The 20601-nt window shown below is 43.4% G+C and carries 19 protein-coding genes and 1 tRNA gene; 13 read left to right on the top strand and 7 right to left on the bottom strand.

The annotated features are described in order from the left end of the window. Positions 1-3: 3 nt before the first annotated feature. From trmD to ffh, 4 genes are read right to left on the bottom strand one after another with little or no spacing between them, the layout of a single operon-like run. Entirely contained in the window at positions 4-696 is a 693-nt protein-coding gene (gene trmD / locus DYD21_RS04235; RefSeq protein ID WP_116032933.1) for a tRNA (guanosine(37)-N1)-methyltransferase TrmD, read from the bottom strand. A 9-nt stretch (positions 697-705) separates the two neighbouring features. Next, on the bottom strand, positions 706-1239 hold the full coding sequence (rimM, locus tag DYD21_RS04230) for a ribosome maturation factor RimM (protein WP_116032929.1): 534 nt from the start codon (positions 1237-1239) through the stop codon (positions 706-708). Positions 1240-1263: 24 nt separating this feature from the next. After that, a complete protein-coding gene (gene rpsP, locus DYD21_RS21450; protein ID WP_116032925.1) occupies positions 1264-2277 on the bottom strand; it encodes a 30S ribosomal protein S16 in 1014 nt (337 codons plus the stop codon). A 42-nt stretch (positions 2278-2319) separates the two neighbouring features. Further along, a complete protein-coding gene (gene ffh, locus DYD21_RS04220; RefSeq protein WP_116032921.1) occupies positions 2320-3660 on the bottom strand; it encodes a signal recognition particle protein in 1341 nt (446 codons plus the stop codon). Positions 3661-4021: 361 nt separating this feature from the next. Here ffh and DYD21_RS04210 point away from each other — a divergent pair, with 361 nt between their 5' ends. The 5 genes from DYD21_RS04210 (at position 4022) to DYD21_RS04190 (ending at position 7961) form a co-directional block, all read left to right on the top strand. Then, entirely contained in the window at positions 4022-4858 is an 837-nt protein-coding gene (locus tag DYD21_RS04210; RefSeq protein ID WP_116032913.1) for an enoyl-ACP reductase, read from the top strand. A gap of 78 nt (positions 4859-4936) precedes the next feature. Then, complete coding sequence (ruvC, locus tag DYD21_RS04205) at positions 4937-5515, top strand: crossover junction endodeoxyribonuclease RuvC (RefSeq protein ID WP_116032909.1); 579 nt, start codon at positions 4937-4939, stop codon at positions 5513-5515. Positions 5516-5518: 3 nt separating this feature from the next. Continuing rightward, complete coding sequence (gene ruvA / locus DYD21_RS04200) at positions 5519-6112, top strand: Holliday junction branch migration protein RuvA (protein WP_116032906.1); 594 nt, start codon at positions 5519-5521, stop codon at positions 6110-6112. 86 nt (positions 6113-6198) lie between these two features. Continuing rightward, the gene (locus DYD21_RS04195) at positions 6199-6876 is read left to right on the top strand and encodes a response regulator transcription factor (RefSeq protein WP_116032902.1); all 678 of its coding nucleotides are present in this window, start codon (positions 6199-6201) and stop codon (positions 6874-6876) included. Then, positions 6873-7961 (top strand): cell wall metabolism sensor histidine kinase WalK, encoded by a 1089-nt coding sequence (locus DYD21_RS04190; protein ID WP_116032899.1) that lies wholly within the window; start codon positions 6873-6875, stop codon positions 7959-7961. The genes DYD21_RS04195 and DYD21_RS04190 overlap by 4 nt, the downstream gene beginning before the upstream one ends. Positions 7962-8198: 237 nt before the next feature. Here DYD21_RS04190 and DYD21_RS04185 read toward each other — a convergent pair whose 3' ends face one another. Genes DYD21_RS04185 through DYD21_RS04175 form a run of 3 tightly spaced genes read right to left on the bottom strand, consistent with a single transcriptional unit; the run spans position 8199 to position 9993 of the window. Beyond that, positions 8199-8972 carry an MBL fold metallo-hydrolase gene (locus DYD21_RS04185; protein WP_233505470.1) on the bottom strand — a complete coding sequence of 258 codons (774 nt, stop codon included), beginning with the start codon at positions 8970-8972 and terminating at the stop codon, positions 8199-8201. After that, complete coding sequence (locus DYD21_RS04180; protein WP_116032894.1) at positions 8969-9262, bottom strand: hypothetical protein; 294 nt, start codon at positions 9260-9262, stop codon at positions 8969-8971. Before DYD21_RS04180 ends, DYD21_RS04185 begins: the two co-directional genes overlap by 4 nt. A 5-nt stretch (positions 9263-9267) precedes the next feature. Then, complete coding sequence (locus DYD21_RS04175) at positions 9268-9993, bottom strand: hypothetical protein (RefSeq protein ID WP_116032889.1); 726 nt, start codon at positions 9991-9993, stop codon at positions 9268-9270. A 98-nt stretch (positions 9994-10091) separates the two neighbouring features. On the opposite strand from DYD21_RS04175, the gene DYD21_RS04170 reads away from it, so the two are divergent. From DYD21_RS04170 to DYD21_RS04135, 8 genes are all read left to right on the top strand, one after another. Continuing rightward, positions 10092-10595 carry a glutathione peroxidase gene (locus DYD21_RS04170; RefSeq protein WP_348636175.1) on the top strand — a complete coding sequence of 168 codons (504 nt, stop codon included), beginning with the start codon at positions 10092-10094 and terminating at the stop codon, positions 10593-10595. A 248-nt stretch (positions 10596-10843) separates the two neighbouring features. Continuing rightward, positions 10844-10917, top strand: a tRNA-Asp gene (locus tag DYD21_RS04165). A gap of 573 nt (positions 10918-11490) precedes the next feature. Then, positions 11491-11868, top strand: a complete 378-nt coding sequence (locus DYD21_RS04160; RefSeq protein ID WP_116032882.1) for a hypothetical protein — start codon at positions 11491-11493, stop codon at positions 11866-11868. Between the two features lie 8 nt (positions 11869-11876). Continuing rightward, positions 11877-12266, top strand: a complete 390-nt coding sequence (locus DYD21_RS04155; RefSeq protein ID WP_116032879.1) for a hypothetical protein — start codon at positions 11877-11879, stop codon at positions 12264-12266. A 155-nt stretch (positions 12267-12421) separates the two neighbouring features. Then, positions 12422-12877, top strand: a complete 456-nt coding sequence (locus DYD21_RS04150) for an SHOCT domain-containing protein (RefSeq protein WP_116032875.1) — start codon at positions 12422-12424, stop codon at positions 12875-12877. A 653-nt stretch (positions 12878-13530) separates the two neighbouring features. Next, the gene (locus DYD21_RS04145; RefSeq protein ID WP_116032871.1) at positions 13531-15564 is read left to right on the top strand and encodes an ATP-dependent endonuclease; all 2034 of its coding nucleotides are present in this window, start codon (positions 13531-13533) and stop codon (positions 15562-15564) included. Next, a complete protein-coding gene (locus tag DYD21_RS04140; protein WP_116033473.1) occupies positions 15557-17293 on the top strand; it encodes a UvrD-helicase domain-containing protein in 1737 nt (578 codons plus the stop codon). Before DYD21_RS04145 ends, DYD21_RS04140 begins: the two co-directional genes overlap by 8 nt. A 213-nt stretch (positions 17294-17506) precedes the next feature. Continuing rightward, a complete protein-coding gene (locus DYD21_RS04135) occupies positions 17507-20587 on the top strand; it encodes a reverse transcriptase domain-containing protein (protein ID WP_116032868.1) in 3081 nt (1026 codons plus the stop codon). Positions 20588-20601: the final 14 nt, after the last annotated feature.

Below are 20601 nucleotides of genomic sequence, written 5' to 3'. Positions count from 1 at the left end.
GCGTTAGTTATTCTTATCAAATTTTTTGTAAAGATCAGGTCTTCGTTCTTTCGTTTGCTTGATCGACTGATCCATTCTCCACTGTTCAATTTTTTTATGATCACCGGACCGGAGTACGTCCGGAACTTTAAGTCCGCGGAATTCAGCCGGCCGTGTGTAGATGGGACCTTCCAGCAGTTCATTCTGAAATGAATCGGAAAGGGCGCTTTCGGCATCACCCAGCACACCGGGAATTAACCTCACAATCGCATCTGTCATTACCAGTGCCGGGAGTTCACCGCCCGACAACACATAATCCCCGATAGAGAATTCGGCTGTAATGAGCTGATCCCTCACCCGCTGATCCACACCTTTGTAGTGCCCGCAAAGAATTATAATGTTCATTTTGATGGAGAGCCGGTTGGCATGTGATTGCTCAAACGTTTCTCCGCCGGGCGCTGTAAAGATGATCTCGTCATACTCACGTTCACTTTTCAGTTTTTCAATACAAGAGAAAATCGGCTGGGGGGAGAGTACCATTCCGGCTCCGCCACCATAAGGATAGTCATCAATTTTAAGATGTTTATCCTCAGAATAATCTCTCAGATCGTGAACGTGAATATCTACATGGCCGTCATTTCGGGCCCTGCCCACAATACTGTGATCGAGCGGGCTGTGCAGAAGATCAGGTACACCGGATATAATGTCGATTCGCATCATAAGCAGTTACTCATCCATTAGCTGATCAAGATTTCGGCAGATAATCGCGTTTTTTTCGTGATTTACCTGTTCGATGAATTCATCCACAAACGGAATCAGCAGCGAACCGCTGTCGGTTTTCACTTCCAGGATTGTATGTGCAGGTGTTTCAAATGTATCAAGCACATACCCGGGAACTTCCGATTTGTATTGGATTTCGTAACCACTTAGATCGGTTTCTGTATCCGAATCGTTCGATTCCAGCTCAGCAAGCGGATCGAATCGGTCGGAGTAGATTCCTTTGTCGTTAAGCGACTCAGCATCCGTGCGATTGGTGATCATATCAAATTTTACAAAGAACGATACCTGATTTTTTTTTTCTTCCGTGTAGAACTCTTCAATTCTCAGCGGTTGAAAACCACCCCGGTCATTTTTGAAATAGACAATCGGGGATTCTGAGAGAAACTCATCTACAAGAGAATTTTCAGGCAGAAAGCGGACCCATCCATCGAGTCCGCGTGCACGGCCAATACGGCCGATTTCAAAGAACCGGGATGTCATAAAAATCTCCGGTTTTCAGAGTGATTAATCTTCGTCAGACTGTTTGCTTTCCCATGCGCGCTGAACGGTAACACGGTCTTCATCTTCAGGTACGAATCCTTCCAGATCTTCAAGCGGAGTATCTTTAATATGATCAATCGCCTCGTTGGCGTTCATATCTGTTGAAACCTGCTTCTTATCTTCCTTCTCTTCAGAAGCTTCTGCTTTTTCCCCGGCAGGCTCTTCCTTTTCCTTTGCTTCAGCTTTGGGTTCTTCTTCAGGCTCTTCTGCCTTTTTCTCTTCCTCAGCTTCTGCTTCAGGTTTATCTTTTGTTTCTTCTTTTGCCTCAGCCGGTGCTTCTTCTTTTTTCTCCTCTTTAGGAGTTTCTTCTTTCGCTTCGGCTTTTTCTTCCGCTTTTGCCGGTTCTTCTTCTTTCGCTTTTACTTCTTCAGTTTCAGCCTTTGCGGATTCTTCTTCAGCCGGCTTATCAGCTTTCACTTCCTCTTTTTCTTCAGAAGGCTCTTCCTCTGCTTTTGCTTCAGATTTTTCTTCCTTTTCCTCTTCAGCTGCAGCTTTTTCAGCTTCTTCTTTTGCTTGTGCCTCTTCAGCTTTCTTTCGCTCGAGCTCTTTGGCGGCAGCGGCGGCTTTCTCTTCTACCTGCTTTTTGTACTCTTTTTCTTCCGCTTTCAGCAACTCTTTTTGCTGCGCTTTACGGCTGATCTCTTTCTCGCCGGATTTTTCTTCCCGTGCTTCTTTCCATTCTGTTAGAGCGGCTTCAATTTCTTCTTCGCTCTTGCCCCATCGGATCAGGTGCATTTTGTACATGATACCCTCTTTTTTGAGGATATTTCTGACGGTGTGGCTGGGCTGTGCGCCTGTTTTCAGCCAGTGAATGACGCGCTCTTCATCATATGTGAGCTCTTTGTTCTCACTGACGTTATCAAAACGTCCGAGCTTTTCAATTATGCGTCCATCACGCGGTGCACGGCTGTCAGCTACCACGATGTGGTAAAATGGCCTCTTCTTTCTTCCTTTTCTTTGTAGACGTAACGTAATCAATGATTTACTCCAGGTTGGTTTTTAGTTTTTATAATCGGATTTTCATTTGCCAAACGGCAAGTTTTTGAGCCCTTCCATAGCACGGCCCATTTTGTTCATTTTCGACATTGTCTTCATCATCTTCTTCATCTGGGTGAACTGCTTCATCAGTTCATTGATTTCACGAACAGTGGTTCCGGATCCTTTTGCAATTCTGCGTCTCCGGCTGCCGTTCAACAGAGATGGGTCCTGTCTTTCTTCAGGTGTCATCGAGAGGATGATCGCTTCGATGGGTTTGAACGATTCGTCGCTGAGATCGGCATCTTTAACCGCTTTATCAGCTCCGGGAATCATACCGACCAGGTCGGATACGTTCCCCATTTTCTTAATTTTCTGAATCTGATCGAGGAAATCCTCCAGATCAAATTTATCAGACTTTATTTTCTTTTGAAGCTTTTGTGCCTGCTCTTCATCATACTGCGACTGGGCTTTTTCAACAAGCGACACTACATCGCCCATACCGAGAATTCGCTGTGCAAGCCGGTCGGGGTAAAACGGGGAGAGCGCATCGAGCTTCTCACCGGTACTCATAAATTTAATAGGCTTGGCTACAACCGATCGGATAGAAAGAGCAGCGCCGCCTCGGGTATCACCATCAAGTTTGGTGAGCACAACACCGTCAAAATCAATGCGGTCGTTAAATGCTTTGGCGGTATTAACGGCATCCTGACCCGTCATGGAATCCACTACAAAAAGAATTTCGTCTGGATCTACCGCTTTTTTAATCTGCTCTACCTCGTCCATCATCTTTTCATCCACGTGCAGACGGCCTGCGGTATCAATAATAACGGTGTCGAGCGCAAGGCTTTTCGCCATGGATACAGCTTCGCGGGCTACACGAACGGGATCTTTTTGCTGGATGGAGTAGACAGGCACATTAATGGATTCAGCCAGCGTTTTTAGCTGATTGATGGCGGCCGGACGATAGACATCAGCAGCGGCCAGAATTGGAGTTCTGTTATTCTCTTCCTTAAGATATCGGGCAAGTTTACCGGCAAACGTTGTTTTTCCGGATCCCTGTAATCCTGCAATCAGAATAACAGTGGGAGGTTTGGAGGAGACATTCAGATCCACGCGCTCTTCGCCAAGCATGGTAACCATCTCATCGAAGACAATCTTCGTGAATTGCTGGCCGGGATTTACGCTGGTAAGCACATCGGACCCCATAACGCGTTCTTTCACATCATCTGTGAACTTGCGCGCAACTTCCAGGTTCACATCTGCATCAAGCAGAGCACGACGGATCTCACGCACCGTTTCGGCGATGTTGACATCCGTGATCCTGGATTTACCCTTCAGTGACTGAACGGCGGATTCTATTTTAGAAGACAAATCTTCAAACATAACGAGTCAATAAGTATGTATGTACAGGTGCAGAGTCTCCAAAAATACGGAGCGCCAACCTACTTATCAACAACAGATGTGGATAATTTTTCAAGGTACTCATTGGGTACCTGCTAAAATGACGTTTAACGGTCCTGAGTATAGATATTCAAGAAAAAATATTATTCATATGATGTTGGATAATTAATACAAAGGAGTCAGCAGGCGGCTCCGTATCAGGGAGAAGGTATATTCCGGATTGGCCTGCTGAAAATTTGCTCGCGTGGTGAAAGAGTAAATCAACACGATAGATTTCGAACTGACGGGCGAAGGTGTTATTTTCGGTCAGATCTGTTAAAACGAACACATAAAAAAATTGAATATGTCGGACTCTAAAGGATATGGATTATTAAAAGGTAAAAAGGGGATTATTTTTGGCGCGCTGGATGAGCGGAGCATCGCCTGGAGAATTGCTCTGGCCTGTAAGCGTGAGGGAGCTGATTTTGTTCTCTCCAACGCACCGATTGCCCTGCGCCTGGGTACGCTTGATGCGCTCGGTGAAGAGACCAACGCCCCGATTATTCCATGCGATGTATCAGATGAGAAAGATGTTGAAAAGCTGATGCAGAAGGTGAAAGAGGAGCTGGGCGGTGTAGATTTTATTCTTCACGCAATCGGGATGTCACCAAATGTGAGAAAAAAGAGGGAGTACACCGATCTGAATTACAACTGGTTAAACCAAACGCTCGATATTTCAGCAATATCCCTGCATAAAGTTCTTCATTTTGCGGATAAAGAGGGAATTTTGAATGATGGGGGCAGTGTAGTTGCGCTCTCCTATATCGGTGCACAGCGGATTTTCTCCAAATATTCCGATATGAACGATGCCAAGGCGCTGCTCGAAAGTATTGCGAGAAATTACGGAAGCCGGCTTGCCGGTCGCGGGATCCGGGTGAACACCGTATCGCAGGCGCCAACCAAAACAAGTGCGGGAACCGGTATTAAGGGATTTGACAGCATGTATACCTTCGCTGATAAAATTGCACCGTTAGGAAATCCAAGTGCGGATGAATGCGCCGATTACTGCGTGACGCTCTTTTCAGACCTTACGAAAAAAGTAACGATGCAGAATCTTTATCACGACGGCGGGTTTGTTACCTCCGGAATTTCCGAAGAGATGATCGACGGACTGGTGAAGCTTTACGCCGACGAAGAATAGGTGAATAACAAATATTGAATATCGAATGTAGAATTCTGAAAATTTTGCATTTCGATATTCAATTGATTTCCAAATATTATGGCCCGAAAAATTCTTGGAATCGATCCCGGTTCACGACACACCGGGTATGCTGTGTTAACCATTGAGGGCACCCGCTACAGCTCTGATGTGTTTGGTGTGCTTCGGATGGACAAGATGGAGAGCCAAACAGATAGACTTCAATATATTTTTGAGGAGGTTACGGCGATCATAAAAGATCAGCAGCCCGACGAATGCGCTGTGGAAACACCGATTTACGGTGTGGATCCGCTTGCCATGCTGAAACTTGGCCGGGCCCAGGCCGCCGCTATTCTCGCCATCACCAATCAAAAACTGCCGGTGGAAGAGTACTATCCCAAGGCGGTAAAAAAGGCGATCACCGGAAATGGCAATGCCAGCAAAAAGCAGGTGGCATTTATGCTGAAACGGATGATGAATCTTCCGGAGGAGAAAATCGGGAACGACGCTACCGACGCACTGGCCGTGGCGTGGTGTCATCACACCAAATCGGGTTTATCTACACCTGCCACAGGAAAAAAACCATCTCACCAGAATAACCGAAAATCGAGCTGGGCCGCTTTTGTTCAAGACAACCCTGATCGCATCAAAAAACATTAATTCATGATTGCATACCTCAAAGGAACCCTTCATCAAAAACAGAATGAACAGCTGATTATTGATGTATCGGGTGTTGGATATATGGTTGGCATCTCCACACAAACGCTGGAAACACTGCCGGAGCGGGGTGAGCAGATTCAATTGATGATTTATCATCACATCATAGATAGTGATCAGCGGCTGTTTGGGTTTACATCACAAAAAGAGAAAAACCTTTTTGAACGGCTGATTACGGTAAAAGGAATCGGTCCAAAACTGGGGTTGACGATTTTAAGCGGAATGCCGGCCGCCGATTTGATTGAAGCGATTGTTACGCAAAACACAACGGCGCTATCGGGAATTTCGGGGATCGGCAAGAAAACGGCCCAGAGAATGGTGCTCGAGCTGAAGGATAAACTGTTTGATGAGTCGGAGCCTTCAATTGTATCGGAAGACGGCCAGAAACTCGACCGCAAAGAGGAGGCGGTTTCAGCACTGCTTGCGCTCGGATTTAAAAAGCAGAATGCCCGAAAAATTGTGGGGTCTATCATTGCAGAAAACCCAAAGTCAGACGTTTCTGATATTGTGAAGCGTGCGTTGAGCGAAATAAAACGGTAATAGTTTCTTAATATGAAGTTAGTATTATGTGTGTGTAACAGCTTCGCGCTGGAATTACTTTTTTGAATGAATCAAACCATTGAATTTTGTCAGCACACACCATATTAGTTGTCGACGATGAACAGGATCTTTTAGATCTGATTGAGTATAATCTGAAAAAAGAGGGGTTCAGAGTTTTAAAAGCTGAAAACGGCCTTGAAGCGTTGAACACCGCGAGGGAGCAAAACCCCGATCTTCTGCTTCTGGATATTATGATGCCCAAAATGGACGGTCTCGAAGTTTGTGAAAAGATGCGTTCTGATGCCGAACTTCGCCACATCCCGATCATTTTTCTAACGGCCCGGGGTGACGAAAAAACCGAGGTGGAAGGCCTCGATCTCGGTGCAGATGATTATGTGACCAAACCGATCAGCACAACCAAACTGATTTCCAGAATCAGGGCTGTTCTACGCAGGTTTAGCGAAACGGAAGAAGAGGTGAACAGGCTGGTTGTTCACGATCTGGAAATCGATAAAGACCGCTACATTGTTAGCCGCGGAGAGGAAGAATTTCAGCTGCCGCGAAAAGAGTTTGAACTGCTCTACTACCTGGCGGGACGAAAAGGAAAAGTTCGGGACCGGCAGACGCTGCTCAATAAAGTTTGGGGCGATAATATCTACGTGGTGGATCGAACGGTAGATGTTCACGTTCGCAAAATTCGGGAGAAACTCGGTGATCACTACATTGAAACCGTAAAGGGTGTGGGCTATAGATTTAAAGAATGAGTAAAATTGAAATCAGCGAATCACTGCTCTCCAGATTTGCACTGAAAACGGCAGTGGCTGGATTGACAGGCAGCCTGGTGATACAGTTTTTGCTTCTGCGAATGGCAACCGATTTGCCCATTGGGGTTGTTTTTGTATACGCTCTTTTCGGCGCCCTGTCGTTAGGCCTGTTTTTGTACGGCTGGTCAGTGTGTGTATACAAAAAGAGGGTGGATATGCTCCACGGCATCGCAAAAAACATCACCAAAAAAATATTTCGGGAATACGATAATGTGAGTATTCAGAGCCGGGATGAAATCGACCTGCTGATCAAACGGCTGATCCTGGCCAGCAAGACGGTTGAGAAAGAGATCATGCGGCTCAACAAAATTGAAAATTACCGAAAAGAATTTATCGGGGATATCTCACACGAGCTGAAAACCCCGATTTTTGCCATCCAGGGATTCATCGAAACACTGCTGAACGGTGCGATGGACGATCCCGAGGTGAACGAGGTATTTTTGCAGAAAGCGATGAAAAACGTCAACCGGCTCACCTATCTCACCAAAGACCTGATGGAAATTTCCAGGCTCGAAACCGGTGAACTGAAAACCAACGTTCAGGATATCTACCTGCGCGACCTGGTGTTTGATGTGATTGAAAACCTTCAGTATAAATCACAAAAAGAGAAAGTAGAAATTCGCGTTGAGCCGTTTGATAAGAATTTGCAGATCAAAGCGGATCGCAACCAGATCAAACAGGTGCTGATCAACCTGGTTGAGAATGCCATTAAATATAACGTGCAGAATGGTGTTGTAGAAATTGGTACAGGCCCGGTAAAAAAGGAGGCGGGGAAAATATTGTTGTACGTAAAAGATTCCGGCATCGGTATCGATCCAAAGGATATCAGCAGGGTGACCGAGCGGTTTTTCAGGGTTGATAAATCACGCTCGCGAGAAAAAGGCGGTACCGGACTGGGGCTTTCGATTGTAAAACATATCATAGAGGCGCACGGGGAGACACTTTTTATTACCAGCGGTAAAGGAGGATCAACGTTCAGCTTTACTCTCACCCGGGCGGATCATATACTGGATGGTGACTCTTGAGTGGTAGCACAGCCCGGAGGCTGTCCAAAAGTGGATTCCTATGAGTCAGCGCCTAATTAATTTAAGTTTTTGAATTAAATTTAAGCACCCGGTCTTTTTGACCCACCCCCGGCCCCTCCCTATGTCGCAAATACACTCCATATGGAGGGGGGCTCCATAAAATATTCATAACCTACTTAAGGTATTTAGGCTCTGAGAATTCAGTTCATGTTTTTTGGATAGCCTCAAGCTCCGGAATCAATCGGAAGCAGGAATGTTCACTTCAAGCATATCGTAAGCGAGCCGGATGTGATCGGGTAGCTTTTTGTTTGTCTCTTTGTGATCCACATACGAGTTCATGTGAATCAGGTAGGTTTTTGGGATATTCAGTTTTGTGGCAAATTCAACCGCTTCCGGGATCGTCAGGTGTGTGGGATGCTCCGGTCCCCATCGCAATCCGCTTAGAACAAGTACATCGCTGCCTGTAATTTTTTTTTGAGTCTCTTCAGGCACTGTTTTCACGTCGGTCATATAAGAAAAATTTCCAATTCGGTATCCCTGAACCGTAATGGAACCATGGTTATATGTGAGCGGAGTGATTGTGAGCTCATTAAAAGTAAACGGTTGATCTGTTTCACGGATGTCTATGCTTGTGGAGCCGGGATATTTATTTTCACCGAACATGTAACAGAATCTCTCCCGGATCGATTTTGCAGCACGAGCGCTGGTATAGAGCGGGATAGGGGATTTTTGAACGTAGTTGTATGCCCGGAGATCATCAAGACCGGCGATATGATCCATATGCTCATGAGTGATGAGAACAAGGTCTACTTTTTTGACACCTGAGCGGATGGTCTGCAGACGGAATTCCGGTCCCGTATCGATGATGAGGGATGTTTGATCCGTTTCCAGCCACACGGAGCAGCGATAGCGCTGGTTGCGGGGATCCCCGTTGATTCGCTCACTGCCAAAGCCGCCGGCTACAGGAACGCCCATGGATGTACCGGTTCCTAAAAAAGTGCATTTCATCATTCAGAAATCTCCTCGGCTGGCTCCTTAAACCGGTCGATTCGCACCCACAGATCCTCCAGTTCTTTTCTTACAGCCGGTTTGATAAACATATCGTCTGTCTTGCCGTTACGAAGAACTTTGGCAAGGATTCCGGCTTGTGAAACGGGTGGTTTATTTTTATTGATTACAATCAGTTTTTCCCCTTCAATCACACACTGATCTCCGCGAAAACTGCCTCTCTCTTTTCTGATGACGTAACCCAGTTTTTCGCAGAGAGTCTCAAGTTCAAGAATCAGTTTTTCTGTTTTCATGAAATTTAAAATGCAATGCCTAATGTAAATGCGTGTGAAAGATATTGGTAGTCGTTTTGATCACCCTCAATATTGTAATCTCTGTAATCAAAGTCATACCCAAAAACGAGAGTGTTCGAGCCCAGAATGTCTGAAAAATAGAGCCGGGCACCGGAGGTGGTTGTAAACAGACGTCCCCCGAAAAGGGCACCCTGTGAAAAACTAAACCCAATATTCGGGGTTGCCCGGAGCCCCATCTGCACCCGCTGATTGATACGGTATCTCATGCTGGCCCCGGTTCCGAAAACGAGTGAGCTTTGCTGAAAACTGTTACCGGTTTGCTGCTGGGCGGCAACACTTAGCAGATCAGTTGAAATCTGTATCGGCAGGCCGAGAACAAATCGTTGGGAGCGGATCAATGCAATATCGTTGTACAATTGTGCATTCACATTTACGTACGACCGATCTTCCATTCCGGTTAACGCACCGCCAAAGCCTGCGGATATGTTTATTCCGGGGTTTTCAAAGCGAAAGCGTATCACACTGTTTTGAAAATCCGCACGATTTTCAGCGGAAAGGGCATCACCGGTATATTCAAAATCCGCTATTTCCCAGGTTACACCGAGGGTACTATAATATGACAAAGTTGAAGCAGGGCGGTCGTTGGAGTCTCCCACTGAAAACATTTGAGCCTGGATGGCGGTGGGACCGAGCAGCAGAATTGGAAAAACAGCAAGGAGTAATTTTTTCAAAACGATGGAATGAATTAAAGGTAAATTATCGTTACAACTGAAAGTAACAACTCAACGATATGAAACTAAAAATATTCACATTAATTCCATTTTTATTCATGGCAGCTGATTTAAACACACTGTCTTCAATATACGACTATGAATTGAAAACTATCCGTGGAGAAGATACAACTCTTCAGGCATACGAAGGGGATGTTTTGCTGATCGTAAACACAGCATCCAAATGCGGATACACCCCTCAGTATGAACAGTTACAAAAGCTGTACGAAACTTACGGGGAGAAGGGCTTTACGGTACTTGGTTTTCCTTCAGATAATTTCGGAGGCCAGGAATTGGACACTGAAGAGGAGATCGTGGAGTTTTGCGAAGTGAATTTTGGAGTAACCTTTCCGCTTTTTGCCCGCTCAGATGTTAAAGGTGATTCAATACATCCGCTCTTTGCTGACCTGACAACTATGGAAAATTCTGATTTTACGGGCGAAATCGGGTGGAATTTTGAAAAATTCCTGGTTGACCGGAACGGAAATCTCCTGAGAAGATTTAAGAGTAATGAAGAACCAATGGGAGACGAAATACGGTCTTCCATAGAAGAAATTTTATAGTACGAGCTTACATCCCATCACCATCCCGATAAGAGGGGTACAATTGATTTTGTGCCCCTCATTTTTTTGTCAAATAAAATCACATCTGCTCTTGACAAGCTGCCGAAACGGGTGGTATATTTAAGTCTATCAAATTTTGGTCCGGTAGTTCAGCTGGTTATGCCAAAGGCATCCCTTCGGGGGAACGCGCTGCCACGGCAGGCAAGAAGCTTATTTACAGACTGAAATTTTAGAAACTTATTGAAATTGGTCCGGTAGTTCAGCTGGTTAGAACGCCTGCCTGTCACGCAGGAGGTCGCGAGTTCGAATCTCGTCCGGATCGCTGAAATAAGCCCTTGTTTTGTAACGACTTACGTTTCAATCCAAGGGCTTTTTTCGTTTCTGTATCTATTCTTAAATTGATCAGGGACAGGCAGGGGACAGTAAAAAATCATAGTGGCTCAGCTTCAAAGGTCAAACTATTTTCTTACAAAGCCGGTTATTTTGTGCGCTGAATCGAGGTGTTCGAAGTATTTTTGGTTTTCTACATGCTCACCCTATTTAACCAGATTTATGAAACTCACATTTTTGTGGTTGTCGTTTTGTAAAATTCTCTTCCTTTGAGATCTCTTTTTCTAACAAATTTACTTTCCAGTGCAATCTTCCTATAGGTGGATTTTTTCTGCACTGGGCAGGCAGGGAATTTGCGGGGGTACGAATCCTTCTCTCTCCGCCCAACAGGTACCGAAGGTTTAGTACTTCCCTCTCTAGGAGCTGATATAGTTAGGATTGAAATTTAAAGACCGTTTTTTGGAAATATTTGTAGGAATAAGAAAAATCGGTTACTATTCTACAAAATTCAGTGCTGAGAGCCTTTAAAAAAACTACATTACGTTTTTAACAAAAAACTTTGTCTATGTTTAATTCTATTCTGAAAGCACTAAATAGAAAGAAAGTTGATAGCATAAAGCGGTATGCTATGGCTCGGGGGGTTCCGAAATCTACCTTAGATGATACTTCAGTAATGCAACTGATGCGCTATCCAGAAGCCACAGTAATTACAATTTTGGACAAATTTAAATCTTTAGTATCTGAAGGTATTAATGAAAAAGATGCAATTTCTAAAATTGAATCGATGCGTTCGAAGGCAAATTCTGGTTTTGGTATAACTCCGACAGAAATCAGCGATTTTGTTATCTATCGAATAAAGGTTGAACATTCAAATTCCAACTCACTACTCTCTGAAGAAGTTGAGCATTTGAAAGAAATAACTAATCATTATCTGAATATATAAGGAATTCAATGGGTCTCTTCAGTAGATTAAAAAAAACTGTTAATCAGGCGAAATATGCCACTGAACTCGAAATGATTCTCGATGCATATACAAGAAAAATGCCGGCAAATTTTTCAAACGGTAAACTTGCCGGTGATTTGGTCTCATCGTCATGGGAGAAGAACTCATCATTATTTGATGGCGAGCTTGGTGGTAAACCAAATACAAACACCGTGATCATTTCTTCACTTTCTGAAAGTGTTAACAGAAATGATTTAATCAAAGGAGATAAACACTTTTTGATGGCAGTTCTCGGTGACTTAATTAGACAACTTGAAGAGACTGGTTTTAAAGATTATTCAAGAGCAGAACATGATTTAATACTTGAAGCAAAAAATACCTTTCACAACTTTAGATGATCGGGTCCAGGGAGTGTCTGGGTTTCGAATCCCTCCCTTTCCGGAACCTGGTATCGTAGTGATTGAAATTTAAAGGGCACGATTTGTAGGAGTTAGAAATTCGTCTACTATTCGACAATTAGAAAGGCTAACCTGAACAATTAATACTTTGTATTATGGAAATTATTACTACTCTTTTAATGATAGGAATAGTTTTGACGTTTTTTTATGGCGTCTTTTGGGTCATGGCAAAATTTTTTGGAGCGACATTTTATCATCCTGTAGAGGCTAGACAAGCTCAAAGTGATCGTTTAAATCGACAGGAATACTTAAACAGAATTGCAACTGAAGAACCTGACATATATAAAGAAGCGATTTCGAACTGTAAAAAAAAGCATTTCAGAGTCACAACGGAGAATGTTATAGGTGAGGTAAACAAAATCAAAAAACAACGGTCCAGTAAGCCCAGTAGCACACAAAAATTAAGGGAATCACTTTTATCAATAAAAAAAAGTCTTACTAATGACAAAACATCTTCAAAACTCGACAAGCTTGAAAAGCTTCAGAAGCTAAGAGAAAACAATGTTATAACTGATAGTGAATTTGAAAAGCTCAAGAAAGATATAATATAAACATGGAATTCGGATGAGCTGCGGGGAGGGTCGGGGGTTCGAATCTCTCTCTCACTACAGAAACCTGGTATAGAGGTGCCGGGAATTGAACCCAAGTCCGAGATGTAAATCGCCATGCAGGAGCGAAATTCAAACCATGTGTTGCGCAAGCTGACAGAACAGGCAGGAGATTGAAATCCACCCTGCTTTTCCAATCCATTTTTTACCTACCGACAAGAATTTGAAGTTGGGATTTTTGATATCAACCCAAAACTTGAATTACGATCTGATATTTAAAAATTGATGGAGAGTTTATTGGAATTGCATATATAGACAAGATGGAAAGACTGAGTGTATCCATTCTAAACTTAGATCATCAGGGCAATATTTACCTCTCCGACAGCAGGAATTTTCCAAAACTACGCAGATTGTAAGTCATAGATTGACAATTTCAAAATTTGTAAACAGTTACCAAAAAAGTGGGTTCAGCAGTATAATCAGCGATTCAACCGGATTTGGTCGCTCAGTTCTGATAATGAAATTTTCATAGTTGCGGTATACCTCTCTTTTTATCACTTTAAAAAGCCAGCAATTGCCAAACCGGTTAAACGCCACACCGTTATGTGTACAGAACACGCACAAAATGATATCTTGACACAAGGATAACGCCAAAAATGCAAATTAAAAAAATTGCAATTAAGAACTTTCGTCTTCTCGAAGAAGTTGAACTAAATCTTGAAATCGACACGACATTGATCGTTGGTAGAAACAATACTGGTAAGACTTCACTAACCGAATTGTTCCGTCGCCTCTTGGCCGACAGTTCACCTAAATTCAGGCTTGAAGATTTCTCGCTCGGAATTCACGAGCGATTCTGGGAGGCGCATGAGCTTTTTCGAAATCAAGAAAATGAGGACGTAATTCGGGAGAGATTGCCTGCGATTTCAATTTCCTTATTTGTTGAATATTCAGCTGAAGAGGAGCTCGGGACACTCTCCGACTTTATCGTCGATCTCAATGAGGAGTGCACAACGACAAAGATCGTTGTCACTTATGCAATTGGTGATGGGAAAATTAGCAGACTATTTGCTGATCTTGACAACGACCGTCAAACTTTCTTTCGAGCACTTCGCGAGCGTGTGCCTAAAATGTTCGAGGCCCGAATTATGGCAGAAGATCCGAATGACCCATCAAACACAAAAATTTTAGAAAGTAATAATTTAAGAGCCGTCCTTCAATTTGGATTCATCAATGCCCAACGGGCATTAGATGATGCAGCAAATAAGGAAAAGGCGGTTTTGGGAAAAGTTTTTGAACGCTTGTTTACGTCAGCATCATCCTCCGGGGCCGGAGAAGATGACCAAGCGAGGGCTGAGGCTCTAAAAACTGCAGTTGAAGAAGTACAGAGCCAAATTGATACCGACTTTAACGATCAACTAAGTGCCCTCATTCCAACGTTTGAGCTCTTTGGCTATCCCGGCCTCTCCGATCCTCAACTTCGAACAGAAACCCAGCTCGATGTACACCAGTTGCTTTCCAATCATACAAATGTGACTTACTTGGGCCCGAATCCTGAAGGGGTTAATCTGCCAGAATCTTACAACGGACTCGGATCGAGAAATCTGATTTTCATCCTGCTAAAATTATTCGAGCTCTTTCGAGAATTTACGACTCGCGATCATGAATCAGGGGTTCATCTCGTTTTCATCGAAGAACCAGAAGCACACCTGCACCCGCAAATGCAATCGGTCTTCATTCGTCAGCTCAATCGAATCCGAGCGTTATTTGAAGTAACCTACAATCAAGGAAAAACTTGGCCAGTTCAATTCGTTGTAACAACTCATTCGTCGCACATCGCGAATGAAGCGTCATTTGACGCTATGCGGTATTTTTTAGCGAGAGCTCGGGAGGATGGATCTTCAATTTTAAGCACTCAATCGAAAGACCTTCGCGCCGGTTTGAGTGGAGAACAACCCGAGAACCGCGACTTCCTTCACCAGTATATGACTCTGACCCGATGCGACTTATTATTTGCTGATGGAGCAGTATTCGTTGAGGGAACAACGGAACGACTTCTTATTCCAAAGGCGATTGAGAAGTTTGATGAGCAAAACGGCACCAATCTCGGGAAAAAATATCTTTCGATCATGGAGGTAGGTGGAGCATATGCACACCTGTTCTACAATCTTGTCGATTTCCTTGATCTTCGGACTCTGGTTGTCACAGATTTGGATTCAGTTAATGCAACGAACAATAGGACAAAATGCAGAGTGTCTGCTGGAACCCACTCTAGCAATGCATCGGTCAACAGGTGGTTTGATCCAGCCGGGGATAACAGTCCTACGCTTCAAGATCTTCGTGCTAAGACCGTCAATGAGAAATCAATTAATCGTCGACACATCGCCTACCAGATCCCCCACACTGACGGCGACGCATGTGGACGCAGCTTTGAGGATGCGTTTATATTGGCAAATCCGATCAAATTCGATGTTGATGGACGAACTGCTACTGAAAGAGAAGCTCAAGCGTGGGACTTCGCACAGGACGTCAAGAAAAGTGATTTTGCACTTCGGTATGCGATCAATGACACAGAATGGGCAATTCCTCGATATATTAACGACGGGTTATGTTGGCTCGTACAGCTTGATGATTTTGCACAAGCGCACGAGGAGATCGAAAACTCAGCGGAGGATGTTGCAGATGTCTAACACAGTGGTATCAAATCCAGCTGAAATAGCAGCACAGAGAGCCCTTGACGAAGTGTATCGCTGTATTCGGGAGAAGCAAAGTTTTCGTTTAGAAGCCGGAGCAGGAGCAGGAAAAACCTATTCTCTTGTTAAAGCGCTTCAACTAATCATTGAAGAGCAAGGCACCCGATTCGTCCGTCGCCACCAAAAGGTGGCGTGTATTACATACACCAATGTCGCTACTGATGAAATAACAAAGCGCACTGACGGTCATCCTGCTGTCCAAGCCTCTACAATCCACTCGTTTTGTTGGGAGCTGTGCAAGAGCTTTCAAGTGGTGCTCCGTTCGGAAGTAATGAACATCCCCCAATTGGTCGAGAAAATTAATGAAGTGGGTGGAATAGGGATACGACGAATTGCCTACGAACTAGGCCACCGGCGAGTCACAGATACCGAGGTCCTATTGCATCATGATGATGTTTTGAAGATAATGGTAGCTCTTATGGAGCGCTCCAAATTTCGGAGAATTTTGACAGCAAAATTTCCTATCCTCTTTATCGATGAGTATCAAGACACTGATGCGGCCTTCGCGGAAAGTTTGATTCGGAACTTTGTTGAAACTATGGACGGCCCACTCATAGGACTATTCGGGGACAGTTGGCAGAAAATCTATCGAACCGGCGCAGGTCCCATCAATCATGATCACCTGCAATTGATCGGGAATGGAGCGAACTTCCGATCAGTTCCAGCCGTCGTAGATATCTTGAATCGAATCCGTCCGGACTTTACACAACAGGTAAGCGATCCGATGGCAGTGGGATCCGCCAGAGTTTACCATTCTAACGGATTCAATGGTCAGCGACAAACAGGAGGACATTGGGGTGGAGACCTGCCCCCTGAAGAGGCGCATTGCTACCTTTCTGCACTTCGCGAAACGCTCACTAACACCGGTTGGGATTTTTCTCCGAAGAAAACAAAGATCCTGATGCTCACACACAATGTCCTAGCAGCAGAGCAGAATTACAGCCAGATTCTAAGAGTTTTCCAATTCAACGACTCTCTAATTAAGAAGGAAGATCCCCATATAAGTTTTTTGGCAGACACAGTAGAACCTGCTTGTACAGCATATTCTGCTGGAAAGTTTGGAGAGATGTTTTCTGTGATTGGGAAAAAAGTTGGAAGTCTTTCGACCCACGCTGAGAAGCAAGAATGGGCGCGTGACATGCAACGATTGATTGAGCTTCGGGCGGTTGGGACAATCGGAGAAGTCATCGATCTCCTGAGGGAGACCCAGAGACCAAGGCTACCGGAGGCTGTTTTCAAAACCGAAAGGCGGCTTGCCGATGCCACGCGAGAGGAGATCGACGCTTCGTTGACGCTGACACAAATCGATAGGCTCCGCCCACTTCCCTATTCAGAGTTAATTAACCTAGCGAAGTTCATCAATGATAACACACCATTTTCGACAAAACATGGAGTAAAGGGAGCGGAGTTTGATAATGTTCTCGTTGTACTTGGCAGAGGTTGGAATCATTACAACTGGAATCAATTTCTCGAGTGGTTTCCCGATCGTTATCCAGGTAACAAGGAGGATAGTTATATTCGTAACAGAAATTTGTTCTACGTAGCCTGTTCACGCTCAAGGAAGAACCTCGCATTGTTTTTTACCCAAGAGCTTACACAGGATGCACTGGATATACTTGAGGGTTGGTTTGGAGCACCAAACATCTCCGCTATCGACATTGAATAAGAATTATTCCCATGACGGGAGGACAGGCATCGTGCGTTTGACAAATTTGAACTGGTAGCAATACACAATTTTTTTAATAATATTGAAAATTTAGAGACTACTTTAGTTCGTTAATTTGATAAGAGCGTATTCGGGGATGATGGCGAAATTCAAAAAAATGATGAACAGAATGATGTATTTAGATCTTCTTTAAAAGCTGAGTATAAGCTCAACATGGCAGAAAATATTCGGGACCTTATACGACAAGCCCTTAAAAAGCTCAAAAGCCAGGTTTACTACGATAAATCCAACACCAATCTTCACCTGCGTAGACAGCTAGTTACGTATCTGGATCAAAACGGAAAAAAGAAGTTGGAAGACTCTGTGTATAAGCTACTCATGGGGCGAGATGAAATTGAGCCCTTTTTAAAGAAAATTTCCTATGTCGTTATTCCCAAACGTATCAAGAATGGTTATTCATCTGAACAGTTCATCACGAATTACAAAGCAGAAAAAAAGACAGTCATTGAAGATATTAACCTGATCATTGATACTCCGCTGGAAATACACATACTGAGTATTTTATGGCTGATGCGAATTGGATATAAGATTGAAAAAAACCTACCCAATTCATGTTACGGCAATCGACTGCTTTTAAATGATGAAGGTACCGGTATTGTAACCGGCCGGGGACTGTTAAAGCCTTATTATCGACAGTATCAGTTATGGCGCGATCAGGGAATTGAAGAAGCCAAAAAGGAGCTGGAAAAAGGGAACAACGCTACCTTTGTGAACCTTGATATCAGCAGTTATTACTACAACGTACGGCTGAATTGGGAGGAATTGGAAGAATTTGTCGGAAACAATGAACGTGATGAATTGATTCATGAGATGATGTTCAGGATTCATCAGGCTTATACCCGAAAGGTACTGAAGGAAGTCGCCGAAAAATCACACAGCAGTAAATTTGAGGAAAGTGAAGTCATCCTGCCTATTGGTTTATTCTCTTCTTACATCCTTGCCAATCACTACCTAAAAGTCTTCGATGATGATGTGTCGAACTTAGTTAACACCAGTTACTATGGCCGATATGTGGATGATATAGTATTTGTATTAGCTGATACGAAAACTGCTGAAGTCAGCGAGGAACTTCTTATCAAGCTCATCGAAACGTATCGGCACGATAAACGACTTATCAATCTGATTGACAACCTTAGCCCTAACAGTATAAGTATCATTCAAAATTTCTCTTTGCTGTTCAAAGTGGAGCAGGATGAAAAAGAGAATACCCAGATTTATAAATTCAGAAAACAAAAATATAATCTGTTGCATGTACAGCAACGCAAGGTAATGGTTTATGAGTTCAAAGCTGGTTATTCCCAATCCGTCATAGACAAAATTCAAAAAGATATCGAAGAGCGGAGCAGTGAATTTAGACAGCTTCCCACGGAAGAACGACTCGACTTTGATAAAGAAGTGTATGAATTGTTATATGATGATAGTTTCGGTAAACCCCGCACACTTAAGAATTATAAGGAAAACCGTGTAGGTCTCTCCACGTATCTGTATAAGGCAACCTCATTAGCGATCTGGAAAGATGGAACAGGCTTAAAAAATGAGATGGAAAAAGTGCGTGTCTTCTTCAAAGGAAGCAATCTCATTACCTATTACCAGCTTTGGGAAAAGCTTTTTACTCTATTGGTGGTTGCTGACCGGAAAAGGGATCTGGCATCACTCTTACAAAGTATTCATAACGAAATAAAATCCCTTGAGTTAGAAGAACCATTTATATCAACTCGCGTGACAGTTCAACTGACCTTGTCAGATTATGTACGTACTTCACTAGCCCAATCATTTGCTTTAAAAGCCGGAATTCTAAATGATAAGTGGTTTACTGGCAGACTGGAAAGCATTTACGGAGAAAAATCCGACTGGATCAGAAAACTAATAAAGGCCACGCTGGCCATTCGCAATACTTGGTTCGTACGCTCGGCGTATGTTACTTACCCGTTATTGGAATTTACCAACTGGGCACAATCTAAGGATACTTCAGCTTTAAAGTCGCTTGTTGAACTGGAATTAGACTGGCCACACCTGAATAGGGAAACATTTGATCTTGCAAAAGTACCAAATCCATATCCCAGATTTTTCAACCTTTATGAGGTTTCGCATTATTTATGGTTATCAAAAATCATAGCAAATCATCAGTCTGACGAATTTAGAACCCGCAGTTTTATGCATGGGTTCATTAATGAGGCAATAGATAAGTATATAGAGTGGAATAACATCCCTGCTGATGAATTGGACGTGAAGGAGGCTATACGAGATTTGGCTGAAGAGGTGGATGAACATCAGATTGAAAACCCCGAACACCTCCAAGAAATTCATATTCAGAATATCCTCCCAGATGACTTTGAAATGGACGAAGAGGAAAAGCTTAAAATCCGAATCGGCCTTGTCAATATGAAAGTTAAATGGGAGCACGAAGCAGAATACAGTTTAAGAAGAAGGCCACTTGTCAATCTCGACCGATTAGACAGAATTTATCGAATACTGGAAAAATTCAGAATCGATGAGTTAAAAACAGATTTGGCCATCTTCCCAGAAACATCCATTCCGCATGCATTCACTTCGCGCCTTTTGTGGTTTGCAAAAAACTACCAGTTTGGTATTGTTTTTGGGATTGAACACATAAATACGGGAACACATGCATACAATTTCATAGCAACAGTGCTGCCGTTTAAGCTAAAAAAGAGACAGGATGCAATATTTATTCCAAGGATAAAAAATCATTACAGCCACGAAGAACTGTCGAAGATTCGGGCAAATCATGTAAAGGCAGTAAATAATACTAAACACTTCTACCATCTGCTCAAATGGAGAGACCTGTACTTCACAACATTTTACTGTTTTGAGTTGGCGGATATTGAACATAGATCCTGGTTCAGATCAAAAGCAGACTTATTGATTGCTTCAGAACTAAATAAGGATGTGAATTATTTTTCAAACATCATCGATTCAACAGCCAGGGATTTGAATATGTATGTTGCACAAGTGAACTCATCAGAATATGGTGATAATCGGTTGACTCGTCCGGCAAAAACTATTTACAAAAACCTGATTCGATTGGATGGCGGTGAAAATGACCTTGTTATCATTGCGACCATCGATCTTAAAGAGTTCCGGGAATATCTTGAGGTAGGGTATGAGGATCAAAAGGATGCTAAAGTGTATAAACCCTCACCCCCAAGTTTTGATCACGAGAAAGTAAAGAGGAGGATTCGTGGTGAGTGGGTTTTAAAAAGCAATGACTAATTTCAGCACGTTAA

This window comes from Rhodohalobacter sp. SW132 (assembly GCF_003390325.1).
GTDB lineage: Bacteria > Bacteroidota > Rhodothermia > Balneolales > Balneolaceae > SW132.
The sequence above is the reverse complement of the archived record's forward strand: the minus strand, read 5'-3'. Positions and strand labels throughout refer to the sequence as shown.

Bases quoted from the DNA above. Each gene is read 5' to 3' on its own strand.
- DYD21_RS04135 (WP_116032868.1), top strand. From the start codon at position 17,507: ATGGCAGAAAATATTCGGGACCTTATACGACAAGCCCTTAAAAAGCTC.
- DYD21_RS04150 (WP_116032875.1), top strand. From the start codon at position 12,422: ATGGAAATTATTACTACTCTTTTAATGATAGGAATAGTTTTGACGTTT.
- DYD21_RS04210 (WP_116032913.1), top strand. From the start codon at position 4,022: ATGTCGGACTCTAAAGGATATGGATTATTAAAAGGTAAAAAGGGGATT.
- ruvA (WP_116032906.1), top strand. From the start codon at position 5,519: ATGATTGCATACCTCAAAGGAACCCTTCATCAAAAACAGAATGAACAG.
- DYD21_RS04180 (WP_116032894.1), bottom strand. From the start codon at position 9,262: ATGAAAACAGAAAAACTGATTCTTGAACTTGAGACTCTCTGCGAAAAA.
- DYD21_RS04185 (WP_233505470.1), bottom strand. From the start codon at position 8,972: ATGATGAAATGCACTTTTTTAGGAACCGGTACATCCATGGGCGTTCCT.
- rimM (WP_116032929.1), bottom strand. From the start codon at position 1,239: ATGACATCCCGGTTCTTTGAAATCGGCCGTATTGGCCGTGCACGCGGA.
- DYD21_RS04155 (WP_116032879.1), top strand. From the start codon at position 11,877: ATGGGTCTCTTCAGTAGATTAAAAAAAACTGTTAATCAGGCGAAATAT.
- ruvC (WP_116032909.1), top strand. From the start codon at position 4,937: ATGGCCCGAAAAATTCTTGGAATCGATCCCGGTTCACGACACACCGGG.
- DYD21_RS04140 (WP_116033473.1), top strand. From the start codon at position 15,557: ATGTCTAACACAGTGGTATCAAATCCAGCTGAAATAGCAGCACAGAGA.
- ffh (WP_116032921.1), bottom strand. From the start codon at position 3,660: ATGTTTGAAGATTTGTCTTCTAAAATAGAATCCGCCGTTCAGTCACTG.
- DYD21_RS04170 (WP_348636175.1), top strand. From the start codon at position 10,092: ATGGCAGCTGATTTAAACACACTGTCTTCAATATACGACTATGAATTG.
- DYD21_RS04190 (WP_116032899.1), top strand. From the start codon at position 6,873: ATGAGTAAAATTGAAATCAGCGAATCACTGCTCTCCAGATTTGCACTG.
- DYD21_RS04145 (WP_116032871.1), top strand. From the start codon at position 13,531: ATGCAAATTAAAAAAATTGCAATTAAGAACTTTCGTCTTCTCGAAGAA.
- trmD (WP_116032933.1), bottom strand. From the start codon at position 696: ATGCGAATCGACATTATATCCGGTGTACCTGATCTTCTGCACAGCCCG.
- DYD21_RS04160 (WP_116032882.1), top strand. From the start codon at position 11,491: ATGTTTAATTCTATTCTGAAAGCACTAAATAGAAAGAAAGTTGATAGC.